The organism is Halomonas rhizosphaerae, from assembly GCF_030010555.1.
GTDB lineage: Bacteria > Pseudomonadota > Gammaproteobacteria > Pseudomonadales > Halomonadaceae > Halomonas > Halomonas rhizosphaerae.
In genome coordinates, this window is sequence record NZ_JASCQP010000044.1 from 75899 (window position 1) to 95446 (window position 19548).

At 67.5% G+C, this 19548-nt stretch carries 15 protein-coding genes; 11 read left to right on the forward strand and 4 right to left on the reverse strand.

Features of this window, described 5'->3' with window-relative positions:
• Positions 1–26: 26 nt before the first annotated feature.
• From ccoG to fnr, 7 genes are all read left to right on the forward strand, one after another.
• Positions 27–1460 (forward strand): cytochrome c oxidase accessory protein CcoG, encoded by a 1434-nt coding sequence (gene ccoG / locus QLQ83_RS18305; RefSeq protein ID WP_282736929.1) that lies wholly within the window; start codon positions 27–29, stop codon positions 1458–1460.
• Positions 1460–1972, forward strand: coding sequence for a FixH family protein (locus QLQ83_RS18310; protein ID WP_282736930.1), 513 nt, complete (start codon positions 1460–1462; stop codon positions 1970–1972). The genes ccoG and QLQ83_RS18310 overlap by 1 nt, the downstream gene beginning before the upstream one ends.
• Before the next feature lie 18 nt (positions 1973–1990).
• Positions 1991–4474 carry a heavy metal translocating P-type ATPase gene (locus QLQ83_RS18315; RefSeq protein ID WP_282736931.1) on the forward strand — a complete coding sequence of 828 codons (2484 nt, stop codon included), beginning with the start codon at positions 1991–1993 and terminating at the stop codon, positions 4472–4474.
• Positions 4471–4686, forward strand: a complete 216-nt coding sequence (gene ccoS / locus QLQ83_RS18320; protein ID WP_282736932.1) for a cbb3-type cytochrome oxidase assembly protein CcoS — start codon at positions 4471–4473, stop codon at positions 4684–4686. The genes QLQ83_RS18315 and ccoS overlap by 4 nt, the downstream gene beginning before the upstream one ends.
• On the forward strand, positions 4686–5384 hold the full coding sequence (locus QLQ83_RS18325) for a sulfite exporter TauE/SafE family protein (protein WP_282736933.1): 699 nt from the start codon (positions 4686–4688) through the stop codon (positions 5382–5384). Before ccoS ends, QLQ83_RS18325 begins: the two co-directional genes overlap by 1 nt.
• 97 nt (positions 5385–5481) lie before the next feature.
• Positions 5482–6864: an oxygen-independent coproporphyrinogen III oxidase gene (gene hemN, locus QLQ83_RS18330; RefSeq protein WP_282736934.1), complete on the forward strand. Its 1383-nt coding sequence runs from the start codon at positions 5482–5484 to the stop codon at positions 6862–6864.
• Between the two features lie 116 nt (positions 6865–6980).
• Positions 6981–7724, forward strand: a complete 744-nt coding sequence (gene fnr, locus QLQ83_RS18335; RefSeq protein ID WP_282736935.1) for a fumarate/nitrate reduction transcriptional regulator Fnr — start codon at positions 6981–6983, stop codon at positions 7722–7724.
• Between the two features lie 129 nt (positions 7725–7853).
• Here the strand turns inward: fnr and ttcA are convergent, their stop codons facing one another.
• From ttcA to QLQ83_RS18350, 3 genes are all read right to left on the reverse strand, one after another.
• A complete protein-coding gene (gene ttcA / locus QLQ83_RS18340; RefSeq protein WP_407650035.1) occupies positions 7854–8771 on the reverse strand; it encodes a tRNA 2-thiocytidine(32) synthetase TtcA in 918 nt (305 codons plus the stop codon).
• Between the two features lie 88 nt (positions 8772–8859).
• Positions 8860–9486 (reverse strand): 3'-5' exonuclease, encoded by a 627-nt coding sequence (locus QLQ83_RS18345; RefSeq protein WP_282736937.1) that lies wholly within the window; start codon positions 9484–9486, stop codon positions 8860–8862.
• Between the two features lie 50 nt (positions 9487–9536).
• The gene (locus QLQ83_RS18350) at positions 9537–11360 is read right to left on the reverse strand and encodes a putative nucleotidyltransferase substrate binding domain-containing protein (protein ID WP_282736938.1); all 1824 of its coding nucleotides are present in this window, start codon (positions 11358–11360) and stop codon (positions 9537–9539) included.
• A 528-nt stretch (positions 11361–11888) separates the two neighbouring features.
• Between QLQ83_RS18350 and QLQ83_RS18355 the strand changes: the two genes are divergently transcribed.
• From QLQ83_RS18355 to QLQ83_RS18370, 4 genes are all read left to right on the forward strand, one after another.
• A complete protein-coding gene (locus QLQ83_RS18355) occupies positions 11889–12149 on the forward strand; it encodes a DUF4212 domain-containing protein (protein ID WP_040185430.1) in 261 nt (86 codons plus the stop codon).
• A gap of 6 nt (positions 12150–12155) precedes the next feature.
• Positions 12156–13952, forward strand: coding sequence for a sodium:solute symporter family protein (locus QLQ83_RS18360; protein WP_282736939.1), 1797 nt, complete (start codon positions 12156–12158; stop codon positions 13950–13952).
• A gap of 98 nt (positions 13953–14050) precedes the next feature.
• A complete protein-coding gene (locus QLQ83_RS18365) occupies positions 14051–14566 on the forward strand; it encodes a hypothetical protein (RefSeq protein ID WP_282736940.1) in 516 nt (171 codons plus the stop codon).
• A gap of 77 nt (positions 14567–14643) precedes the next feature.
• Positions 14644–18585, forward strand: coding sequence for a hybrid sensor histidine kinase/response regulator (locus tag QLQ83_RS18370; protein ID WP_282736941.1), 3942 nt, complete (start codon positions 14644–14646; stop codon positions 18583–18585).
• 103 nt (positions 18586–18688) lie between these two features.
• On the opposite strand, the gene QLQ83_RS18375 is transcribed toward QLQ83_RS18370, so the two are convergent.
• Complete coding sequence (locus QLQ83_RS18375) at positions 18689–19351, reverse strand: LuxR C-terminal-related transcriptional regulator (RefSeq protein WP_282736942.1); 663 nt, start codon at positions 19349–19351, stop codon at positions 18689–18691.
• Positions 19352–19548: the final 197 nt, after the last annotated feature.

Below are 19548 nucleotides of genomic sequence, written 5' to 3' on the forward strand. Positions count from 1 at the left end.
CCCTCCTTGCCAGCCGTGAGCCTGCCATGAGCGAGAAGATCCCGACCCACGATGTCACCCCGGATCCCGTGGAGCATCACACGCCGCAGGAAGCGGTCACCCAGCAGATGTACGCCAGCCGACGTCACATCTACGTGCGCGAGATCAAGGGCGTCTTCCAGCGCCTGCGCCGCACGTCCAACTGGGCCCTGATGCTGGCCTTCTTCCTGCTGCCCTGGGTGCCATGGGGTGATCGGCCGGCGATCTGGTTCGACCTCCCTGGTCGCGAGTTCCACATCTTTTCCGCCACCTTCTACCCCCAGGAGTTCATGCTGCTCTCCTGGCTACTGATCATCTGTGCCTTCGGCCTGTTCTTCATCACGGTGTTCGCCGGCCGCGTCTGGTGCGGCTATACCTGTCCGCAGAGTGTCTGGACCTTCCTGTTCATCTGGGTCGAACACCGCCTGGAGGGCTCGCGCAACCGTCGCATCAAGCTCGACAAGCAGCCGATGACCACCGACAAGCTGTGGCGCAAGTCCGCCAAGCACGCCATCTGGCTGGTGATCGCCCTGGCCACCGGGGTCACCTTCGTCGGCTACTTCACGCCCATCCGCGACCTGGTGGTGGAGTTGCCCACCCTCGAGGCCCACGGCTGGTCCTACTTCTGGGTCGGCTTCTTCCTGGTGTTCACCTACCTCAATGCCGGCTGGCTGCGCGAGCAGGTGTGCATCTACATGTGCCCCTATGCCCGCTTCCAGTCGGTGATGTTCGACCGCGACACCCTGATCGTCTCCTACGACACCGCTCGCGGCGAACCCCGCGGCCCGCGCAAGAAGAGCCTCAGCCACGAACAGGCCCGTGCCGCCGGCCACGGCGACTGCATCGACTGCGACCTCTGCGTGCAGGTCTGCCCCACCGGCATCGACATCCGCGACGGCTTGCAGTACGAGTGCATCACCTGCGCGGCCTGTATCGACGCCTGCGACAGCGTGATGGACAAGATGGGCTATCCCCGCGGCCTGATACGCTACACCACCGAGAATGCCCTGGAGGGCAAGCCCACCCATATCCTGCGGCCGCGCCTGATGGGCTATCTGGCGGCCCTGCTGGTGATGATCGGCGTCTTCGCCTGGGCGGTGGCGGATCGCACGCCCCTGGGCTTCGACGTGGAGCGCGAGCGCAACCAGCTGTTCCAGATGACCCGCGATGGCCGCATCAGCAACGTATATACCCTGACGGTGCGCAACCTCGACAACCAGGCGCATGTCTACCGGCTCGAGGCCTCCGGCCTGCCCGGCCTGACCCTGGATACCGACCAGGTCAGCGTGCCCGCCGGCGAGTCGCGCCAGCTGGTGATCCAGGCCAGCGTTCCGCCCGAGGCCATCGACCGGCCCAGCGCCGAGATCATCCTGCGGCTGGAAGCGCTGGATGCCGACATCGCCATCGAACGCGACAGCCGTTTCATAGGAGAGACCCGCTGATGAGTGCGGAACACGAGAGCATCCCGCCGTGGTACAAGCAGTTCTGGCCCTGGTTCCTGATCGGCCTGCTGGCCTCCTCGATCACCTTCAGCCTGGTCTATCTGACGCTGTCGATCCGCTACTATGACGGCTCGGTGGGCGGCGACTACTATGAGCGCGGCCTGGCCATCAACGAGCAGCTGGCCAAGCAGGAGCATGCGCAGACACTGGGGCTCGAGGCAGTCATGCGCGCCGACGCCCGCACCGGCGACATCGTCGTCGACCTGCAGGGGGAGCGCCGTCCTGAGCGCCTCCACCTGGCCCTGATCTTTCCCACCGACAGCCACCGCGACCGTTCGCTGACCCTGGAGCATGTCCGCGACGGACGCTACGTGGGGATGATCGACGAGCCGCTGAACTACCGCTGGTACCTCCAGCTGCAGCCCGCCGAGGGCAGCGACGCCGAATGGCGCCTGACCGGCGAGGCCCGCTTCCCCAGCGACGACGAGATCGCCCTGGTCCCCGGCCTCTAGGGCGGGTCACGAGATACCATGACCCAGAGCCCCCCGACGCCTGACGCGAGCCCCGGCTGCTACCACTGCGGCAGCCGGGTGCCGGCGGGTGCGCCCTGGTCGATCACCCTCGACGAGGCGCGCCACCCGCTCTGCTGCCCCGGCTGCGAGGCCGTGGCCCACGCCATCGTCGATGGCGGCCTGGCGAGCTACTACCGCTTCCGCACCGAGCTGCCCGAGCGACCGGACGACCGCCAGGCCGCCAGGGCCGAGACCTGGGCGGTCTTCGACGACCCGGGGCTGCAGGCACGCTTCGTGCACCCCGAAGGGGAAGACGGGACGGTGCATGCCACTCTGGCCGTGGACGGCATCACCTGTGCGGCCTGTGCCTGGCTGATCGAGCACCGCCTCAATGCCCTGGACGGGATCACCGCCAGCGCCGTCAACCTCACCCATCATCGCCTGCGGGTCAGCTGGGCCCCCGGGCGGGTCGCCCTGTCACGGATCCTCGCCGAGATGGCCGCCATCGGCTACCCGGCCCAGCCCTGGGAGCCCGATGCGGCGCAGCAGAGCCTGCAGCACGAGGAGCGCATGAACGTGCGCCGCCTGATCGTCGCCGCCGTGGGCATGATGCAGGTGATGATGTTCTCGATCCCCATCTACGTGGCCGGCCCCGACGAGATCAGCGCCGACTTCCTCGCCCTCTTCCACTGGCTCTCCTTTGCCCTGGCCACCCCGGTGGTGCTCTTCTCGGCCCAGCCCTTCTTCCGTAACGCCCTGCGCGACCTGCAGACCCGGGTGCTGGGCATGGACGTGACGGTATCGCTGGCCATCGGCGGCGCCTACCTGGCCAGTGGCTATGCGGTGATCGCCGGCCATGGCGACGTCTATTTCGACTCGTTGGCCATGTTTACCTTCTTCCTGCTGTTCGGCCGCTACGTGGAGGGCCGTGCCCGACGCCGCAGCGGGCACAGCGGCAATGCCCTGTCCGGCGCCCTGCCCCTCTCGGCGATTCGCCTCACCGAGGCGGGCGAGGAGCGCATCCTGCCCGCCAGCGACCTTGCCGCCGGCGACCGGGTGCTGGTCAAGCCCGGCCATGGCGTGCCGGCCGACGGGGTCATCGAGTCCGGCGAGTCGAGCCTCGACGAGTCCATGCTTACCGGGGAGTACCTGCCGGTGACCCGCGGCGTCGGCGACCGCGTGACCGGCGGCAGCCAGAACATCGAGAGTCCGTTGACGGTGCGCGTTACCCATGCCGGCGCCGATGCCCGGGTCGCCAGCATCGTCGACCTCACTGACCGCGCCTTCGCCAGTCGGCCTCGTATCGCCCAGCTGGCGGCGCGCATGGCCCACCACTTCGTGCTGCAGGTGCTGATCATCTCGTTCGGGGTAGCCGTCGCCTGGTGGTTTATCGACCCCTCGAGAGCCCTCTGGGTGACGCTCTCCGTGCTGGTGGTCACCTGTCCCTGTGCCCTGGCACTGGCCACCCCCACGGCCCTCACCGCCGGCCATGGCCGCCTGCATCGACGCGGCGTGCTGATCACCCGCGCCGATGCCCTGGAGACGCTGTCGCAGCTCGACCGGGTGATCTTCGACAAGACCGGCACCCTGACCAGTGGCGAGATGAGCCTGGTCGAGACCCGCCTGACCGGCGATCCGGGCAGCGCGCTCGACGAGGCCCGGGCACGCCGCGTGGCGGCCGCCCTGGAGGCCCAGTCGGAACACCCTATCGCGCGCGCCTTCCGCCCCTTCCGCGAGGCCACCGTCACGGCCGGGGAGGTGCTCAGCCGACCCGGCCAGGGCCTGGAGGGCAGGATCGCCGATCGCCGCTGGCGGCTCGGCAGGCCCGAGTTCGCCGCCCCCGAGGCCCCCCCGGCACTGCCCGGCGAGGGGCAGTGGCTGCTGCTGGCCGAGGAGGGCCAGCCGCGGGCCTGGTTCGCCCTCCACGACCGCCTCCGGGAGGATGCCCGGGAGACGGTCGAGGCCCTGCAGGGACGGGGCCTGGCGGTGGAGCTGCTCTCCGGCGACACCCCCTCGGCGGTGGCGGACATGGCCCGGCGCCTGGGCATCGACACCTGGCAGGCGGCGGCCACCCCCGAGGACAAGCTGGCCCGCCTCCAGGCCCTGCAGGCCAGCGGCGAACGGGTGGCGATGGTCGGTGACGGCATCAACGATGTCCCGGTCCTGGCCGGCGCCGACATCGCCATCGCCATGAACGGTGCCACCGACCTGGCGCGCACCCGCGCCGACGCCGTCTTGCTCGGCCCGCGCCTGGGGCGTATCGTCGAGGCCATCGAGACCGGCCGGGCCACCCGGCGCATCATCCGCCAGAACCTGACCTGGTCGCTGGTCTACAACGTCTCGGCGCTGCCCCTGGCGGCCATGGGCTTCGTGCCGCCCTGGCTGGCCGCCATCGGCATGTCGGCCAGCTCCCTGGTGGTCGTCGGCAATGCCCTGCGCCTGACCCGGGACGCCCCCTCACGACCGGTCGGCAGCGACGCCCCCAGGCTGGTGAACGCATGAGCATCCTCTACCTGCTGATCCCCCTCTCGCTGATCCTGCTGGGGCTGGCCGTCTGGGCCTTCTTCTGGGCCGTCAAGCACGACCAGTTCGAGGACCTGGAAGGGCCCGCCTACCGCATCCTCTTCGACGAGGACGACAACGACCGCACGAAGGGCGAGCGGCGCCCCCCTGAGCGTGACGTGTCCCCCGACGACGAGGAACGCCACGACTGATGGACCCCACCGGCCTCGACCTGCCCCCGCTGGCCGCCGCCTTCGTCTTCGGCCTGCTCGGTGGCGCCCACTGCATCGGCATGTGCGGTGGCATCATGAGCGCCCTGACCTTCGCCGTCCCGCCCAGCATGCGCAGCCCGGCACGTCTTTCCGGGCTGCTGCTGGGCTATAACCTGGGCCGGATCGCCAGCTACATGGTGGCCGGTGCCCTGGTGGCGGGGCTCGGCACCCTGATAGCCCTCACGCCCCAGGCGCGCCTGGTCCTCCAGGCCCTGGCCGCGGCAATGCTGATCCTGATGGCCCTCTACATCGCCGACTGGTGGAAGGGACTGCTGCGGGTCGAGGCCTTGGGGCGCCGGCTCTGGAAGCACCTCGAGCCGCTGGGCAGACGCCTGATGCCGGTGGTGCGAGTACCCCAGGCGGTGGCCCTGGGGGCGGTCTGGGGCTGGCTGCCCTGCGGGCTGGTCTACTCCATGCTCGCCTGGAGCCTGGCCATCGCCGATCCCTGGCGCGGCGCTGCCCTGATGGGGGCCTTCGGCCTCGGCACCCTGCCGGCCCTGCTGGCCACCGGGTTCGCCGCCCGCCAGCTCGGCGCCCTGATCCGCCACCCGGCCACCCGGGCGCTGGCCGCGCTGTCGATCATCGCCTTTGCCCTCTGGCAGCTGTGGACGCTGCTGCCCGTCTCGGCGGGCCACTGAATCCCGGCGTGAATCCCACTTCGCTTGACGCAGCTCAACGCGCCCCCTGGCACGCGCCGCTAGCATGAAGGCACGTTCAACCTCCGGAGTGCCGTCCATGTCCGCTCGCGCCGTCGTCGACGACCGTCCCAGCGGCACTGCGCTGATCCGCGATGCGGGCCTGCTGCGTCGTCATGCTGCTGGCGGGCCGCGCTACACCAGCTACCCCACCGCCGACAGCTTCACGACGGATGTCTCCGACGAAGACCTCACGGCGGCCTTGGCGCGCAGCAACGCCGGCGGGCAGGGCCTGTCACTCTATGTGCACGTGCCCTTCTGTCGCCAAAGCTGTCACCACTGCGCCTGCACCCGGGTCACCGCCGAGAACACCCGGCGCGCCGAGCCCTACCTCTCGCGGCTCGATCGGGAGATGGTACTCACTTCGCGCCATCTGGACGGGGCACGGGAGATCATGCAGCTGCACTGGGGCGGCGGGACCCCGACCTTCCTGACCCTGGACCAGATGAGCGACCTGATCGACCGGCTCGATGCCCGCTTCGGCCTGTCGGGTTCGCGCCAGCGGGACTACAGCATCAAGGTCGATCCCCGCGAAGCCGATGTCTTCACCCTGCGCCATCTCCAGGCACTGGGCTTCAACCGCCTGAGTCTGTCGGTGCTGGACCTGGACCCACGGGTCCAGCGCGCCATCAACCGCCACCAGCCCCGGGTGCTCACCGAACAGCTGATCGACGAGGCCCACCGGCTGGGCTTCCGCTCCCTGGGCCTCGAGCTGATCCATGGCCTGCCCCGCCAGACTCGCGAGAGCTTTGCCGAGACCCTCGAGCAGGTGATCGCCATGGCGCCGGCCCGCCTGTCGCTGTTCCACTACGACCACCGCCCCGAGCGCTTCACGGCCCAGCGCCGGATCCAAGCCGAGGAACTGCCGCCGCGGGGGGAGCAGCTGGCCATTATCGACACCGCCCTCGCGAGGCTTGCCGATGCGGGCTATGTGCACATCGGCATGGAACTCTTCGCCCGCCCCGAGGACCCGCTGGCAGCGGCCCAGGCACGGGGCCTGCTGTCGCGCAACCTGAACGGCTACAGCGCGCTTGCGCCTTGCGACCATCTGGGCCTGGGCGTGGGCGCCCAAAGCCGGCTCGGCGGCATCGCCACCCGCAACCCCATGGCACTTGACGACTACGAGGCGCGTCTCGATGCCGGCCAGCTGCCGGTGGAGCGCGGCCGGCGACTGACCGACGACGACCGGCTGAGAGCCCGGGCGATCGAGCGCCTGATGTGCGACATGCGCCTGGACCTGGCCGCCCTCGGGCAGGAGTTCGGCCTGGATGCCGGAGCGCACCTGAGCGATGCCCTCGCCCGGCTGGCGAGCGCCGAGCGGGACGGCCTGGTGAAGCGACGTGGACAGCGCCTCGAGGTCACGCCGACGGGACGGCTGCTGGTGCACCGCCTGGCCGCGGCCTTCGATGCCCGTGCCGTCTGACCGGCGCGGCGCAGGGCATCGCGCGCTCGCGCCGGGGAGTACCTCCTAAGGGATGCTTTGCCGCTGGACGACAATCCTCCATACTGTGACCTGAGTCATCATTCATGGAGGAGAGCATGCCTGACACCGCGACCGGCAGGCGCCGTTCACTGCTGAACGAGACCCGCTGCCAGACGTGCAGCCTGAGTTCGCTCTGCCTGCCCCTGGCGCTCGAGGTTCAGGACATGGACCAGTTCGACGCCATCATCCGGCGTCGGGCGCCGCTCAAGAAGGGCGAGTCGCTGTTCCGCCAGGGCAGTCCCTTCACCAGCGTCTTCGCGGTGCGCTCCGGCAGCCTCAAGCAGGTGACCACCGAGGGCAGCGGCGAGGACCAGCTGACCAACTTCTACCTGCCCAGCGAACTGGTGGGACTCGACGGCATCGACGAGGAACGCTATCCCGGCACCGTCGTGGCCCTGGAAACCACCACGGTCTGCGAGATCCCCTTCGACCGTCTCGACACCCTCTCCGAGTCGCTGCCCGAGCTCCGGGGCCAGCTCTACCGCAGCATGAGCAAGGAGATGCGCGACGATCGGCGCATGATGCGGCTGCTCTCGCGCAAGACCGCCGACCAGCGCCTGGCCACCTTCTTCACCAGCCTCTCCGACCGCTTCCGCCGTCGCGGCTACTCCCCCTACAGCTTCCGGCTCTCCATGTCCCGGGCCGACATCGGCAACTACCTGGGCCTGGCCGTGGAGACCGTCAGCCGTATCCTGGGCCGTTTCCAGTCACAGGGGCTGGTGGCCGTGTCCGGCCGCGAGGTGAACATCCTCGACCTGGAGGCGCTGATCGAGGTGGCCGAGGAGGAAGGGGCCAAGTAGCCCCCACGCCCCCAAGCCCCAAGCCAGAGACTGCCCGCCTCCTCTGCCGTAATGCAGGAACCCCATCGTGCGAATGCCCGATGGGGTTCCCTGTTTCCTGGCGCTTGTTCCTTGTGGCTTGTCGCTGACCTACTGATTGAGGATATCGATGCGGTCGGCCTGCATCCGCGTCTGCTTCTCCTCGAGGCCGGCGAAGTCGAAGAGCTCGCGGTCGGCCAGCTGCGAGGGCGCCACCTTGGTGACCGCCTTGAACATGCTCTCGAGACGGCCGGGATGCGTCTTCTCCCAGTCGGCCAGCATCTCCTTGACCACCTGGCGCTGCAGGTTGGGCTGGGAACCGCAGAGGTTGCAGGGAATGATCGGGAAGTCCATCAGCCGGGCGAACTCGGCGATGTCCGCCTCCCGGCAGTAGGCCAGCGGCCGGATGACCATGTTCCGGCCATCGTCGGAGAGCAGCTTGGGCGGCATCGCCTTGAGGCTGCCGCCGAAGAACATGTTGAGGAACAACGTCTCGAGGATGTCCTCGCGGTGGTGCCCCAGCGCCACCTTGGTGGCGCCGATCTCTTCCGCGAAGCCGTAGAGCGAACCGCGCCGCAGACGTGAGCAGAGTGCGCAGGTGGTCTTGCCCTCGGGCGTCTTCTCCTTGACCACCGAGTAGGTGTCACGCTCGAGGATGTGGTACTCGACGCCAGTGCCCTCCAGGTACTCGGGCAGCACGTGCTCCGGGAAGCCGGGCTGCTTCTGGTCGAGGTTCACCGCCACCAGCGAGAAGGCCACCGGGGCGTTGCGCTGCAGGTTGCGCAGGATCTCCAGCAGGGTGTAGCTGTCCTTGCCCCCGGAGAGGCAGACCATCACCCGATCCCCCTCATGGATCATGCCGTAGTCGATGATCGCATTGCCCACCTGGCGACGCAGGCGCTTGTGCAGCTTGTTGAACTCGCGCTTGCCTCGGGCATCAAGGCCCTCGAGGGTCGACGCAGGCTGCCTGGGGGGCAGACTGTCGGGCGCGGCGGTCTCACGGGGGTCGAACATCAGGGCGTCTTGCATGGTCTCGGGCGCTGCCTGAGCGGCTGGAAATGACGGGCGCTATCCTACCACCCACACCGTGGCCAGGCGAAACGCCACCCAGCCGGGCTCAGCAGAGCCGCTCCGCCAGCATGGGACCGCGCGCCAGGCGCAGGTGGATCAGGGCCGTGGTGACGGCATCGCCCAGGGCGGTGTGGCGCCCCATGACCGGCACCCCCAGGCGCTCGGCCACCTGCTCGAAGCGCGGCCGGACATCCAGCTCGGGGTGGCTGCGGCGCAGCTGCCGCTGGTAGGTCTGTGCCACGTCGATGCCGGCATTGGGAAGGTCGAAGCCGAAGAGGGGGCGCAGGTAGCGGTTGAGCATCGCCAGGTCGAAGTCCAGGCACCAGCCGACCAGCGGGCGATTGCCGACGAAGTCCAGAAACTGCTCAAGGGCCTCCTTGACGCCCGCCCCGTCGACCAGATCGATACCGCGCAGGCCGTGGATGCGGATCGAGTCGCCGGAGAGACTCGCCGGCCTTGCCAGGCGCAGGTCCAGCGAATCGCTGGTCAGCACACGGTCGCCACGGATACGCACCGCCGCCAGCGACACCAGTTCGGCATGCCGGGTATCGAGTCCGGTGGTCTCGCAGTCGATGGCGACCATCTCGTCCCCGGTGTAGGGGGAGAAGAGCCAGCCATAGTCGCCGTGGGCCTGTCGTCGGCGATCGGCGGCGCGCCGCAGTGCCTTGAGCATGGATGAACCTCCTGTTGTCGTTATCGTTCCCTGAGCGCGCGCCTCGAGGCTCACGAGTACTCGAGGTGAAATCGGTGCGACAGCCGCTGCTTGAAGTCCTTGACGATATGCAGCGCCTCGCGCAGCAGGTCCCGCTCCAGCGACGAGAGCTCCTGGACCACCACCCGGTCGGGTTCCTCGCCCCGGCCTTCCGGGTCGTCGAGGCGTTCGAGCTGCTGGCGCAGCCGCAGTTCGGTGAACAGCGAGAGGGCCTCCCCCAGGTCCTCGGCGAAGCGCTCCTCGAGGCGACCGTCGGCCACCAGCGCCTCGAGCCGGTCCAGGGTGGAGGTCGCGGTGATGCGACGCTCAAGGGCCAGGGTGCGCACGCCATGGACGATGGGGAAGATGCCCCCCTTCTTGATGTCGACGCCATGTTGCGGCTTCTTCAGGGACCCGAAGAGCGTCAGCGGCGTGGAGAAGCGCAGCGCCGTACGCGCGAAGTAGGAGAGCAAGATCTCGTCGCGGCTGCAGCGCTCGAAGAGTTCCTCGCGTAGCCGCTCGAGCAGGGCCGGGTTGCCGGCCACGGCGTGGGAATCGAGCATGATCGCCAGGCGCATCAGGCTCTCGCCGTCACGGCTCGCCGCCCACTGCGCGATGCGTCCGCGCCACTGGCTCTCGGTGCCGACCCACTCCGGGTTGGAGACCATGATGTTGCCCGGACAGGGCGGATAGCCCAGTTCGATCAACGTCTCGGTGAGGCGCTGCATCTGCTCATGGCAGTCGGGCCACTCCAGGTCGTCGGCCAGTATCAGGCCATTGTCCTGATCGGTCTTGAGGATCTGCTCGCCGCGCCCCTCGCTGCCCATCACGATCAGGCAGCTGTCGGCGTGGTAGAGCTCGTCGATCAGAAAGCCCCAGGCCTTGTTCATGATGCGCCCGTTGAGGGCCGCCAGCAGCCCCATGGCGAAGCGCAACTTGACGCCCTGGGCCATGAGCGCACGCACCAGCTCCGGGGTGCGGCGGCTGGCGGCGGCCAGTGCCTCCAGGCTGTTGGCCTGCTCCACCTGCAGGCTGACCACGTAGCTGCGGCTGGAGAAGTAGCTGAGCACGTCGGTCAGCTCCACGACCCCCACCGGGGCGCCGTCCTCCATCACCACCACGCGCTCCACCTTGAAGCGGGTCATCTGGACCAGCACCTCGAACAGGTACTGCCCCGGCGTTGCCGTGACCAGCTTGAAGTGCGCAATCGCCTGCACCGGGCTGTTCTGGGCCAGCCCCTCGAGCACCAGGGCATTGAGCAGATCGGTCTTGGTGACCATGCCCGGCCCGTCGTCGCCCTGCACCAGCAGGCTGTCGGCATGGCTGTCGTTCAGGGTGTGAACCGCCTCGGCGATGCTGGTCGTGCCCGCGACGAGCAGCGGGTCGCGCATGCATTCGCCCACAAGGGCGAGCATGAAGCCGGCCATGGTCACCCCGCCCTCGGCGCGGCGCTCGGTGAGCAGCCGGGTCTTCTGCGCCAGGCGCTGGCGGAAGAACTCGGAGAAGGCCGGATAGGCCTCGCAAAGCTGCTTGAACAGCCCCTTGGGCAGCAGATAGCAGAGACACTCCTGCTCGGCCCGGAAGCGATAGCGACTCTTGCCATTGAGGATGCTGATGGCCCCGAACAGGTCGCCCGCGGTGTAGTGGCCGATGCGTGACTGGGCGCCGGGCAGGGTCGGGTCGAGCTCGGCGACCTCGCCCTTATGGATCAGGTACACGTACTCCCCGGGCTGGCCGGCATCGAGGATGATCTCGTCACGGTCGAAATAGGCCAGATCGATGCCGCTGCGTACGCGCTCCCGGCCCTCCTCGTCGAGGAAGGTAAAAGGCGGCTGTGAGAGTTCTACTTCGACCATGGGGCCGTCCTCGTTGCGCGGTGATCACCACCCCGCTGGCTAGGTTGTGCTTCGATTCCAGCGAGAATCCAAGATAGCAAAGTCGGGTTTCAGTAAATAACCTAGACAATCGTCCTATCCTGGCGGCCTTAGACCATCGTCAAAGGCCGCCCGGGGTGAGCATTAACCGCCCTGGATTTCGGGGCTATACCATCGTCCTATGCCCACGCTTCCCGCGCCGCCATCTTGCCCGCCATCCGTCGTTAAGATACTGATAGTAAAAAACTTATCAGGCACGTCTTCCATCGGTATCTTTTCATGATACGAAAGTCTGGGATTTATTTTAGGCGTTTGCTGCCCACTATTGGCCCTGAGCCATGCAGGACAATCCCGCGTCGACAATGTGCCTCGACAAGGAGCGGGCAACCTGATGACAGGCTGATCCAGACTGCGCAGGCCAGGCTGGCTCCGTCGACACGACTGTCCTGATGAGTGACCTCAACGCTCTGGGCAACTTCCCAACCTGAACAACAAGTGGAGAGCAACACTATGGCAGACGACAAAGCCAATGCCGCTGCTTACTGGAAGGCGAACGTACGCCTGATCACGGGGTGCCTGATCGTCTGGGCCCTGGTGTCCTACGGCTTCGCCATCCTTCTTCGCCCGCTGCTGGCCGGCATTCCCGTCGGCGGGACGGACCTGGGCTTCTGGTTCGCCCAGCAGGGTTCGATCCTGACCTTCATCGGCATCATCTTCTTCTACGCCTGGAAGATGAACCGTCTCGACAAACAGTTCGGACTCGGGGAGTAAGCCAGCATGAGTCAGTTTGCAATCAACCTGCTGTTCGTAGGGGCCTCCTTCGCCCTCTACATCGGCATCGCGATCTGGGCCCGAGCGGGCTCGACCAAGGACTTCTACGTGGCCGGCGGCGGCGTGCATCCGGTGACCAACGGCATGGCCACCGCCGCCGACTGGATGTCCGCCGCCTCCTTCATCTCCATGGCCGGCCTGCTGGCCTCCGGGGGCTACGCCAACTCCACCTTCCTGATGGGCTGGACCGGCGGCTACGTCATCCTGGCCATGCTGCTGGCACCCTACCTGCGCAAGTTCGGCAAGTTCACGGTGCCCGACTTCATCGGTGACCGCTTCTACAGCAACACCGCCCGGCTGGTCGCCGTGATCTGCCTGGTTGTCGCCTCGATCACCTACGTCATCGGCCAGATGACCGGTGCCGGCGTGGCCTTTTCCCGCTTCCTGGAGGTCTCCAACACCTGGGGCATCTGGATCGCGGCCTTCATCGTCTTCCTCTATGCGGTCTTCGGCGGCATGAAGGGTATCACCTACACCCAGGTGGCCCAGTACATCGTGCTGATCATCGCCTACACCATCCCGGCCGTGTTCATCTCGCTGGAGCTGACCGGCAACCCCATTCCCGGCCTGGGCCTGTTCAGCACCCATACCGAGTCCGGTGTGCCGCTGCTGGCGAAGCTGGATGACGTGATCAACGCGCTGGGCTTCCGTGACTACACGGCCGACGTCGACAACAAGCTGAACATGGTGCTGTTCACCCTGTCGCTGATGGTCGGTACCGCGGGCCTGCCCCACGTCATCATCCGCTTCTTCACCGTGCCGAAGGTGGCCGATGCCCGCTGGTCTGCCGGCTGGGCCCTGGTGTTCATCGCCCTGCTCTACCTGACCGCCCCCGCGGTGGGCTCCATGGCACGCCTGAACCTGATGACCACGGTCTATCCGGACATGGCCGGCCAGGTCGAGAACTACGAGGACGCCGCCACCAACCCCATCCTTTACGAGGAGCGTCCCGAGTGGGTCCGGACCTGGGAAGAGACCGGCCTGATCAACTTCGAGGACAAGAACGACGACGGCCGCATCCAGGTCTACAACGACGGCAACGAGGAATTCGCCGAAACCGCCGCAGAGCGCGGCTGGGAAGGCAGCGAACTTACCGTCAACAACGACATCCTGGTACTCGCCAACCCGGAGATCGCCAACCTGCCAAGCTGGGTCATCGGCCTGATCGCCGCCGGGGGTATCGCCGCGGCTCTGTCCACGGCCGCCGGCCTGCTGCTGGCCATCTCCTCGGCCATCAGCCATGACCTGATCAAGACCATGATCAACCCGAAGATCACCGAGAAGGGCGAGATGCTGGCGGCGCGGATCTCCATGGCCGGCGCCATCCTCCTGGCGACCTACCTGGGCCTGAATCCTCCGGGCTTCGCGGCACAGACGGTGGCGCTAGCCTTCGGTATCGCCGGTGCCTCGCTGTTCCCGGCGCTGATGATGGGCATCTTCTCCAAGCGGGTGAACAACAAGGGCGCCGTCGCCGGCATGCTGACCGGCCTGGGCGCTACCCTGCTCTACATCTTCACCTACCTGGGCTGGCTGTTCATTCCGGGCACCAACATGCTGCCCAACACGCCGGACAACTGGATCCTGGGCATCTCGCCGCTCTCCTTCGGTGCGGTCGGCGCGATCTTCAACTTCGCCGTGGCCTTCGCCGTCTCCAGTGCGACCGAGGAGCCTCCGCAGGAGATCCAGGACCTGGTGGAAAGCGTCCGCTATCCCAAGGGTGCTGGTGTCGCGACCGGGCACTGAGCCATAATGGCCTCCTGGCCCGGCTAGCCGGGCCAGTCCAACCACGACCGATCGGGCTTCCTCAGGGAAGCCCGATCGCTTTGAAGGACGCATGAATCATGATATGGCACCTGATAGCAGCGGTCTTCGCCGGCCTCGGCGCCGCAGGGATCGGCCTGATCCTGCGGCTGGCCAGCGGCAAGCGACTGCCGCGCTGGATCATCCCGGCCTGCGGTGGCCTGGGGATGCTCGGCTACCAGATCTACACCGAATACACCTGGTTCGAGCACAAGCAGCAGCAGTTGCCGCCATCGGCCGAGGTGGTCTCCGTGGAGGAGGGACAGATGTTCTGGCGTCCCTGGACCTTCGCCTTCCCCATGACCAGGGCCTTCACCATCGTGGACCGCGACAACCTGGCGGTGAGCCGGGGAGATGACGGTCGCCTGGTCGAGTTCATCCTCTACCGCTTCGAGAAGGAGTACGTGGACCAGGTCAGTCACCAGGCCTACCTGATGAACTGCGCGACCCGGGAAATGCTGCCCCTGGAAGGCGAGTCGCGCGCGCCCCGCACCGACGAGATGCGCCGCGTCGAGGCCTCCAGCCCGCTCTACCGCGCCATCTGCACGGAAGGCTGACCGGCACCCCTTTACCAACGGCTGTTCCGGGGCCGGCCATGCCCTAGAATGGGCGCATCCGTAAGGGAGAAGAGTGCATGTTCGCTGGCTGGCTGCTGATCGCCGTTTCGCTGCTCTACATCGCCGTGCTGTTCGCCATCGCCTGGCGGGGCGATCGCCGAGCCCGGGAACACGGGGCGAGCCAACGCCGCCCGGTGATCTACAGCCTGGCGCTGGCCATCTATTGCACCTCCTGGACCTTCCATGGCGCCGTGGGCCAGGCGGCCACGGCGGGCTGGTCCTTCGCCAGCATCTTCGTCGGGCCGATCCTCACCCTGCTGCTGTTCTGGCCGGTGCTGGCCAAGATGATCCGCGTCGCCAAGCACCAGAACGTCACCTCCATCGCCGACTTCATCGCCTCGCGCTACGGCAAGACCCAGTCGCTGGCCGCCTTCGCCAGCCTGGTGGCGCTGATCGGCACCCTGCCCTACATCGCCCTGCAGCTGAAGGCGGTCTCCACCTCCTTCAGCGTGATCACCGATGCCGGCGACATCACCCAGGCGCCGCTGTTCGGCGACACGGCCTTCTATGTGGCGATGGTGATGGCCGCCTTCGCCATCCTCTTCGGCACCCGCCACACCGATGCCACCGAGCATCATGAGGGCCTGATCCACGCCGTGGCCTTCGAGTCGCTGGTCAAGCTGCTCGCCTTCCTGGCGCTCGGGGCCTACGTCACCTGGGGGATGTTCGACGGCCTGGCCGACCTGCTGGGCCGCGCGGAGACCCAGCTCGAGCTCCAGCGTCAGCTGGCCGACCAGGACTTCGGCCAGAGCTTCTGGGCCCAGACCCTGCTGGCCATGTTGGCCATCCTCTGCCTGCCCCGCCAGTTCCACGTCGCGGTGGTGGAGAACATCCACCGCGACGACGCCACCAAGGCCCGCTGGCTATTCCCGCTCTACCTGCTGGCCTTCGCCTTCTTCGTCATCCCCATCGCGGCGGCCGGCCTGACCATCTTCGCCGACAGCGGCATCGAGCCGGACACCTACGTGCTGGCCCTGCCCATGGCCGCGGGCAACGAATGGCTGACGCTGCTGACCTTCATCGGCGGCTTCTCGGCCGCCACCGGCATGGTGATCGTCGCCGCGGTGGCGGTCTCGATCATGATCTCCAACGAGATCGTCATCCCCGCCCTGTTCCGCCTGCGCTGGTTCGATACCAAGCCGCGCGACTACGGCCGCCTGGTGCTGCGGGCGCGGCGCATCACCATCGCCGCGATCCTGGCCATGGCCTACGGCTTCTACCAGCTGATCGGCGAGTTCAGCTCGCTGGCCAGCACCGGCATGCTCTCCTTCGCCGCCGCGGCCCAGTTCGCCCCGGCACTGATCGGCGGCCTCTACTGGAAGCGCGGCAACCGCCTCGGGGTGATCGCCGGCATGAACGCCGGTTTCGCCATCTGGGCCTACAGCCTGCTGATGCCCACCCTGATCGGTGCCGGCGTTCTGCCGGGGAACTGGCTCGACGGCGGACCGCTGGGGATCGCCTGGCTGGCCCCAACCTCGCTGTTCGGCCTCAATGTCGGTGACAGCTTCACCCATGGCGTGATGCTCTCCCTGGGCGTGAACCTCTTCTGCTACATCTTCGTCTCCCAGATGACGCCCCAGCGGGTCGTCGAGCGGATCCAGGCCTCGCTGTTCGTCGACAGCGTCGAGACCCGTCAGACCTCGGTGAACCGCCCCTGGACCGGCGCCACCACCGTGGGCGACCTCAAGGTGCTCTGCGAACGCTTCCTGGGCGCCGGCCAGGTGAGCCGCGCATTCGAGGACTATGCCCGGCGCACCGGCAAGCCACTGGAGGACAACACCCGGGCCTCCATCGACGTCATCCAGTTCACCGAGCGCTTCCTGGCCTCGGTGCTCGGCGCCTCCTCGGCGCGGATCGTGGTCAACTCGGCCCTCCAGGGGCGCGGCATCGGCATCTCGGACGTGATCTCCATCGTCGACGAGGCCTCCCAGGTGCTGGAGTTCAATCGCGCCCTGCTGCAGGCCACCATCGAGAACATCAACCAGGGCATCAGCGTGGTCGACCAGAACCTGCGGCTGGTGGTGTGGAACCAGCGCTACCTGGAGCTGTTCCGCTTCCCCGACCACCTGATCCGCGTCGGCGCCCCGATGGACAAGATCTTCCGCTACAACGCCCACAACGGCGAATACGGGCCCGGCGATCCCGAGGAGCACGTGCGGCTGCTGATCGACAACATCCGCGAGGGCCATCCTCATCGCTATGTGCGCTACCGCCAGGACGGCAGCGTGCTGGAGGTGCAGGGCAATCCCATGCCAGGGGGCGGCTTCGTCTACACCTACCAGGACATCACCCAGCAGAAGCGCATCGAGGAAGCGCTGATCCGCTCCGAGAACAACATCCGCATCTACACCGACAACGTGCCGGCGCTGATCGCCTACTTCGACAAGGAGTGTCGCTACCTCTTCACCAACCGCGCCTACGAGCAGGCCTTCGGCATCGACCGCAACGCGGTGATCGGCAAGCGCGTGGAAGAGGTGATGGACCCCGGCATGGCGCGCGAGCGGGCCCCATGGATCGAGCGCGCCCTGGCCGGCGAGCGGGTCAATTTCGAGGTCTCGCTGCCCATCGGCGACGACCGCCGCTACATGCTGGTGACCTACACGCCCCACTTCGGCGACAGCGGGGCGATACTCGGCTTCTTCGCCCTCTACCAGGACATCACCGAGCGACGCCTGGCCGAGATCGCCCTCAAGGAGACCAACGAGACCCTGGAGGAGCGCGTGCGCGAACGCACCCAGGCGCTCTCCGAGGCCAACGCGGCCCTGCGCCAGGAGAACCGGGTACGCGCCGAGGCCGAGCTCGCCCTGCGCCAGGCCAAGCAGCTGGCCGAGGATGCCAATGCCTCCAAGACGCGCTTCCTGGCCGCCGCCAGCCACGACCTGCTGCAGCCGCTCAATGCCGCACGACTGTTCACCTCGGCCCTCGCCCAGGAGATGGCGGCCGACGACATGAAGCGCACCATCGGCCATATCGACAACTCGCTGCAGGCCGCCGAGGAGCTGCTCGGCACCCTGCTCGACATCTCCAAGCTGGATGCCGGCGCCCTCACCCCGCGGCGCAGCCACTTCGCCCTGGCCGATATCATCCAGCCGCTGCGCGCCGAGTTCGAGGTGATGGCCGAGGAGCGCGGCCTGGACCTGGTGGTGGTGCCGACCCGCCAGTGGGTCGACAGCGATCCGCAGATGCTGCGCCGGATCATCCAGAACTTCCTCTCCAATGCCATCCGCTATACCCAGGCCGGCCGGGTGCTGCTGGGCTGCCGCCACCATGGGGAGCGCATCACCATCGAGGTATGGGACTCAGGCCCGGGGATTCCCGAGGCCAAGCAACTCGAGATCTTCCAGGAGTTCCGGCGCCTCGACCAGGCGACGCGGCACAAGGAGAGCGAGAAGGGCCTGGGCCTGGGGCTCTCCATCGCCGACCGAATGGCCCGGGTGCTCGACCATCCCATCCGGGTGCGTTCGAAGGAGGGCTTCGGCACCATGTTCTCGGTCAGCGTGCCGGTGGTCGCCCCCCGCACCGCGACGGAGCAGGCCGAGGACGCCTCGCCGAAGCGCGCCGGCAACAAGCTCGCCGGCACCCGGATCCTCTGCATCGACAACGAGTCGCTGATCCTCGAGGGCATGAAGGCGATGCTCTCGGGCTGGGGCTGCGAGGTCTTCACGGCCACCACCATCGGCGGCGCCAAGTCGGTGCTGCGCCACCTGGATGGCGACCCGGACGCGATCCTGGCGGACTATCACCTGGACAACGAGGTCACCGGGCTGATGGCCCTGGAAGCGCTCGGCGAGCGGCTGGAAGGCGCGGTGCCCGGCATCGTGATCACCGCGGACCGCACCGAGGAAGTGGCCGAGGAGGTCAGGCGCGCTGGCTACCAGCTGCTGCTCAAGCCGGTGCGCCCCGCCGCCCTGCGCGCCCTGCTCACCCGCACCCTGCAGGCCAGCCGCGCGGCGCAGTAGCAGCCGCCAAGCGGCCAGACAAAGCGTAAGCGCATTACGCAGAAAACCCACCGTCAGGTGGGTTTTCTGCAATTCCTTGGCGCTTGTAGCTCGGCGCCTGGCGCTAGGATTCCACCCTCGGCGGCTCGACCTCGAGCTTCTGGGCAGCGATCACCGCCTGGGTGCGCGAGTGCACGCCGAGCTTGCGCAGGATGGCGGTGACATGGGCCTTGATGGTGGCCTCGGAGACGCTCAGCTCATAGGCGATCTGCTTGTTGAGCAGCCCCTCGGTGAGCATGTTGAGCACCCGGAACTGCTGGGGCGTCAGCGAGGCGATGGCCTCGGCGAACTTGGTCTCCTCCTCGTTGGCCTCGCCCAGGGCCGCGGCCATCTCGGTTGGCAGCCAGACCTCGCCATCGAGGATCTCGCCGACCGCCTCGGCGATCAGCGCCAGGGACGAGGACTTGGGAATGAAGCCCGAGGCGCCGTAGTCGATGGCGCGCCGCACCACGTGGATCTCGTCGCTGCCCGAGACCACCGCCACCGGGATGTCGGGCGTCTGGCCACGCAGCTGGATCAGGCCCGAGAAGCCATGGGCGCCCGGCATGTGCAGGTCCAGCAGGATGAGGTCGGCATCGGGATGGCGGGTGACCACCTCGGTGGTGGCCTCCATGGTGTCGGACTCGACAATCTCGGCCTGGGGCGCCAGCTGGCGCAGGGCCTGGGTCAGGGCCGCACGGAACAGCGGATGGTCATCGGCAACGATGAATTTCTGGGCAAAGGCCATGGATCTTCCTCCGGTTCCTCGAGCGGCGGACCGACGGCCGCCACGCTGGGCTCTACAGTTGTTGTCCGCATGTTACCCCATGGCCGCGGCGATTCCCAAGGGCTCTCGGGATATTGTCGACACTCCCATGACCGGGCACAAAGAAGCCGGCCCCGCGGGGCCGGCTTGGCGTGTCATTAGGCGGCAGACGTTGACCG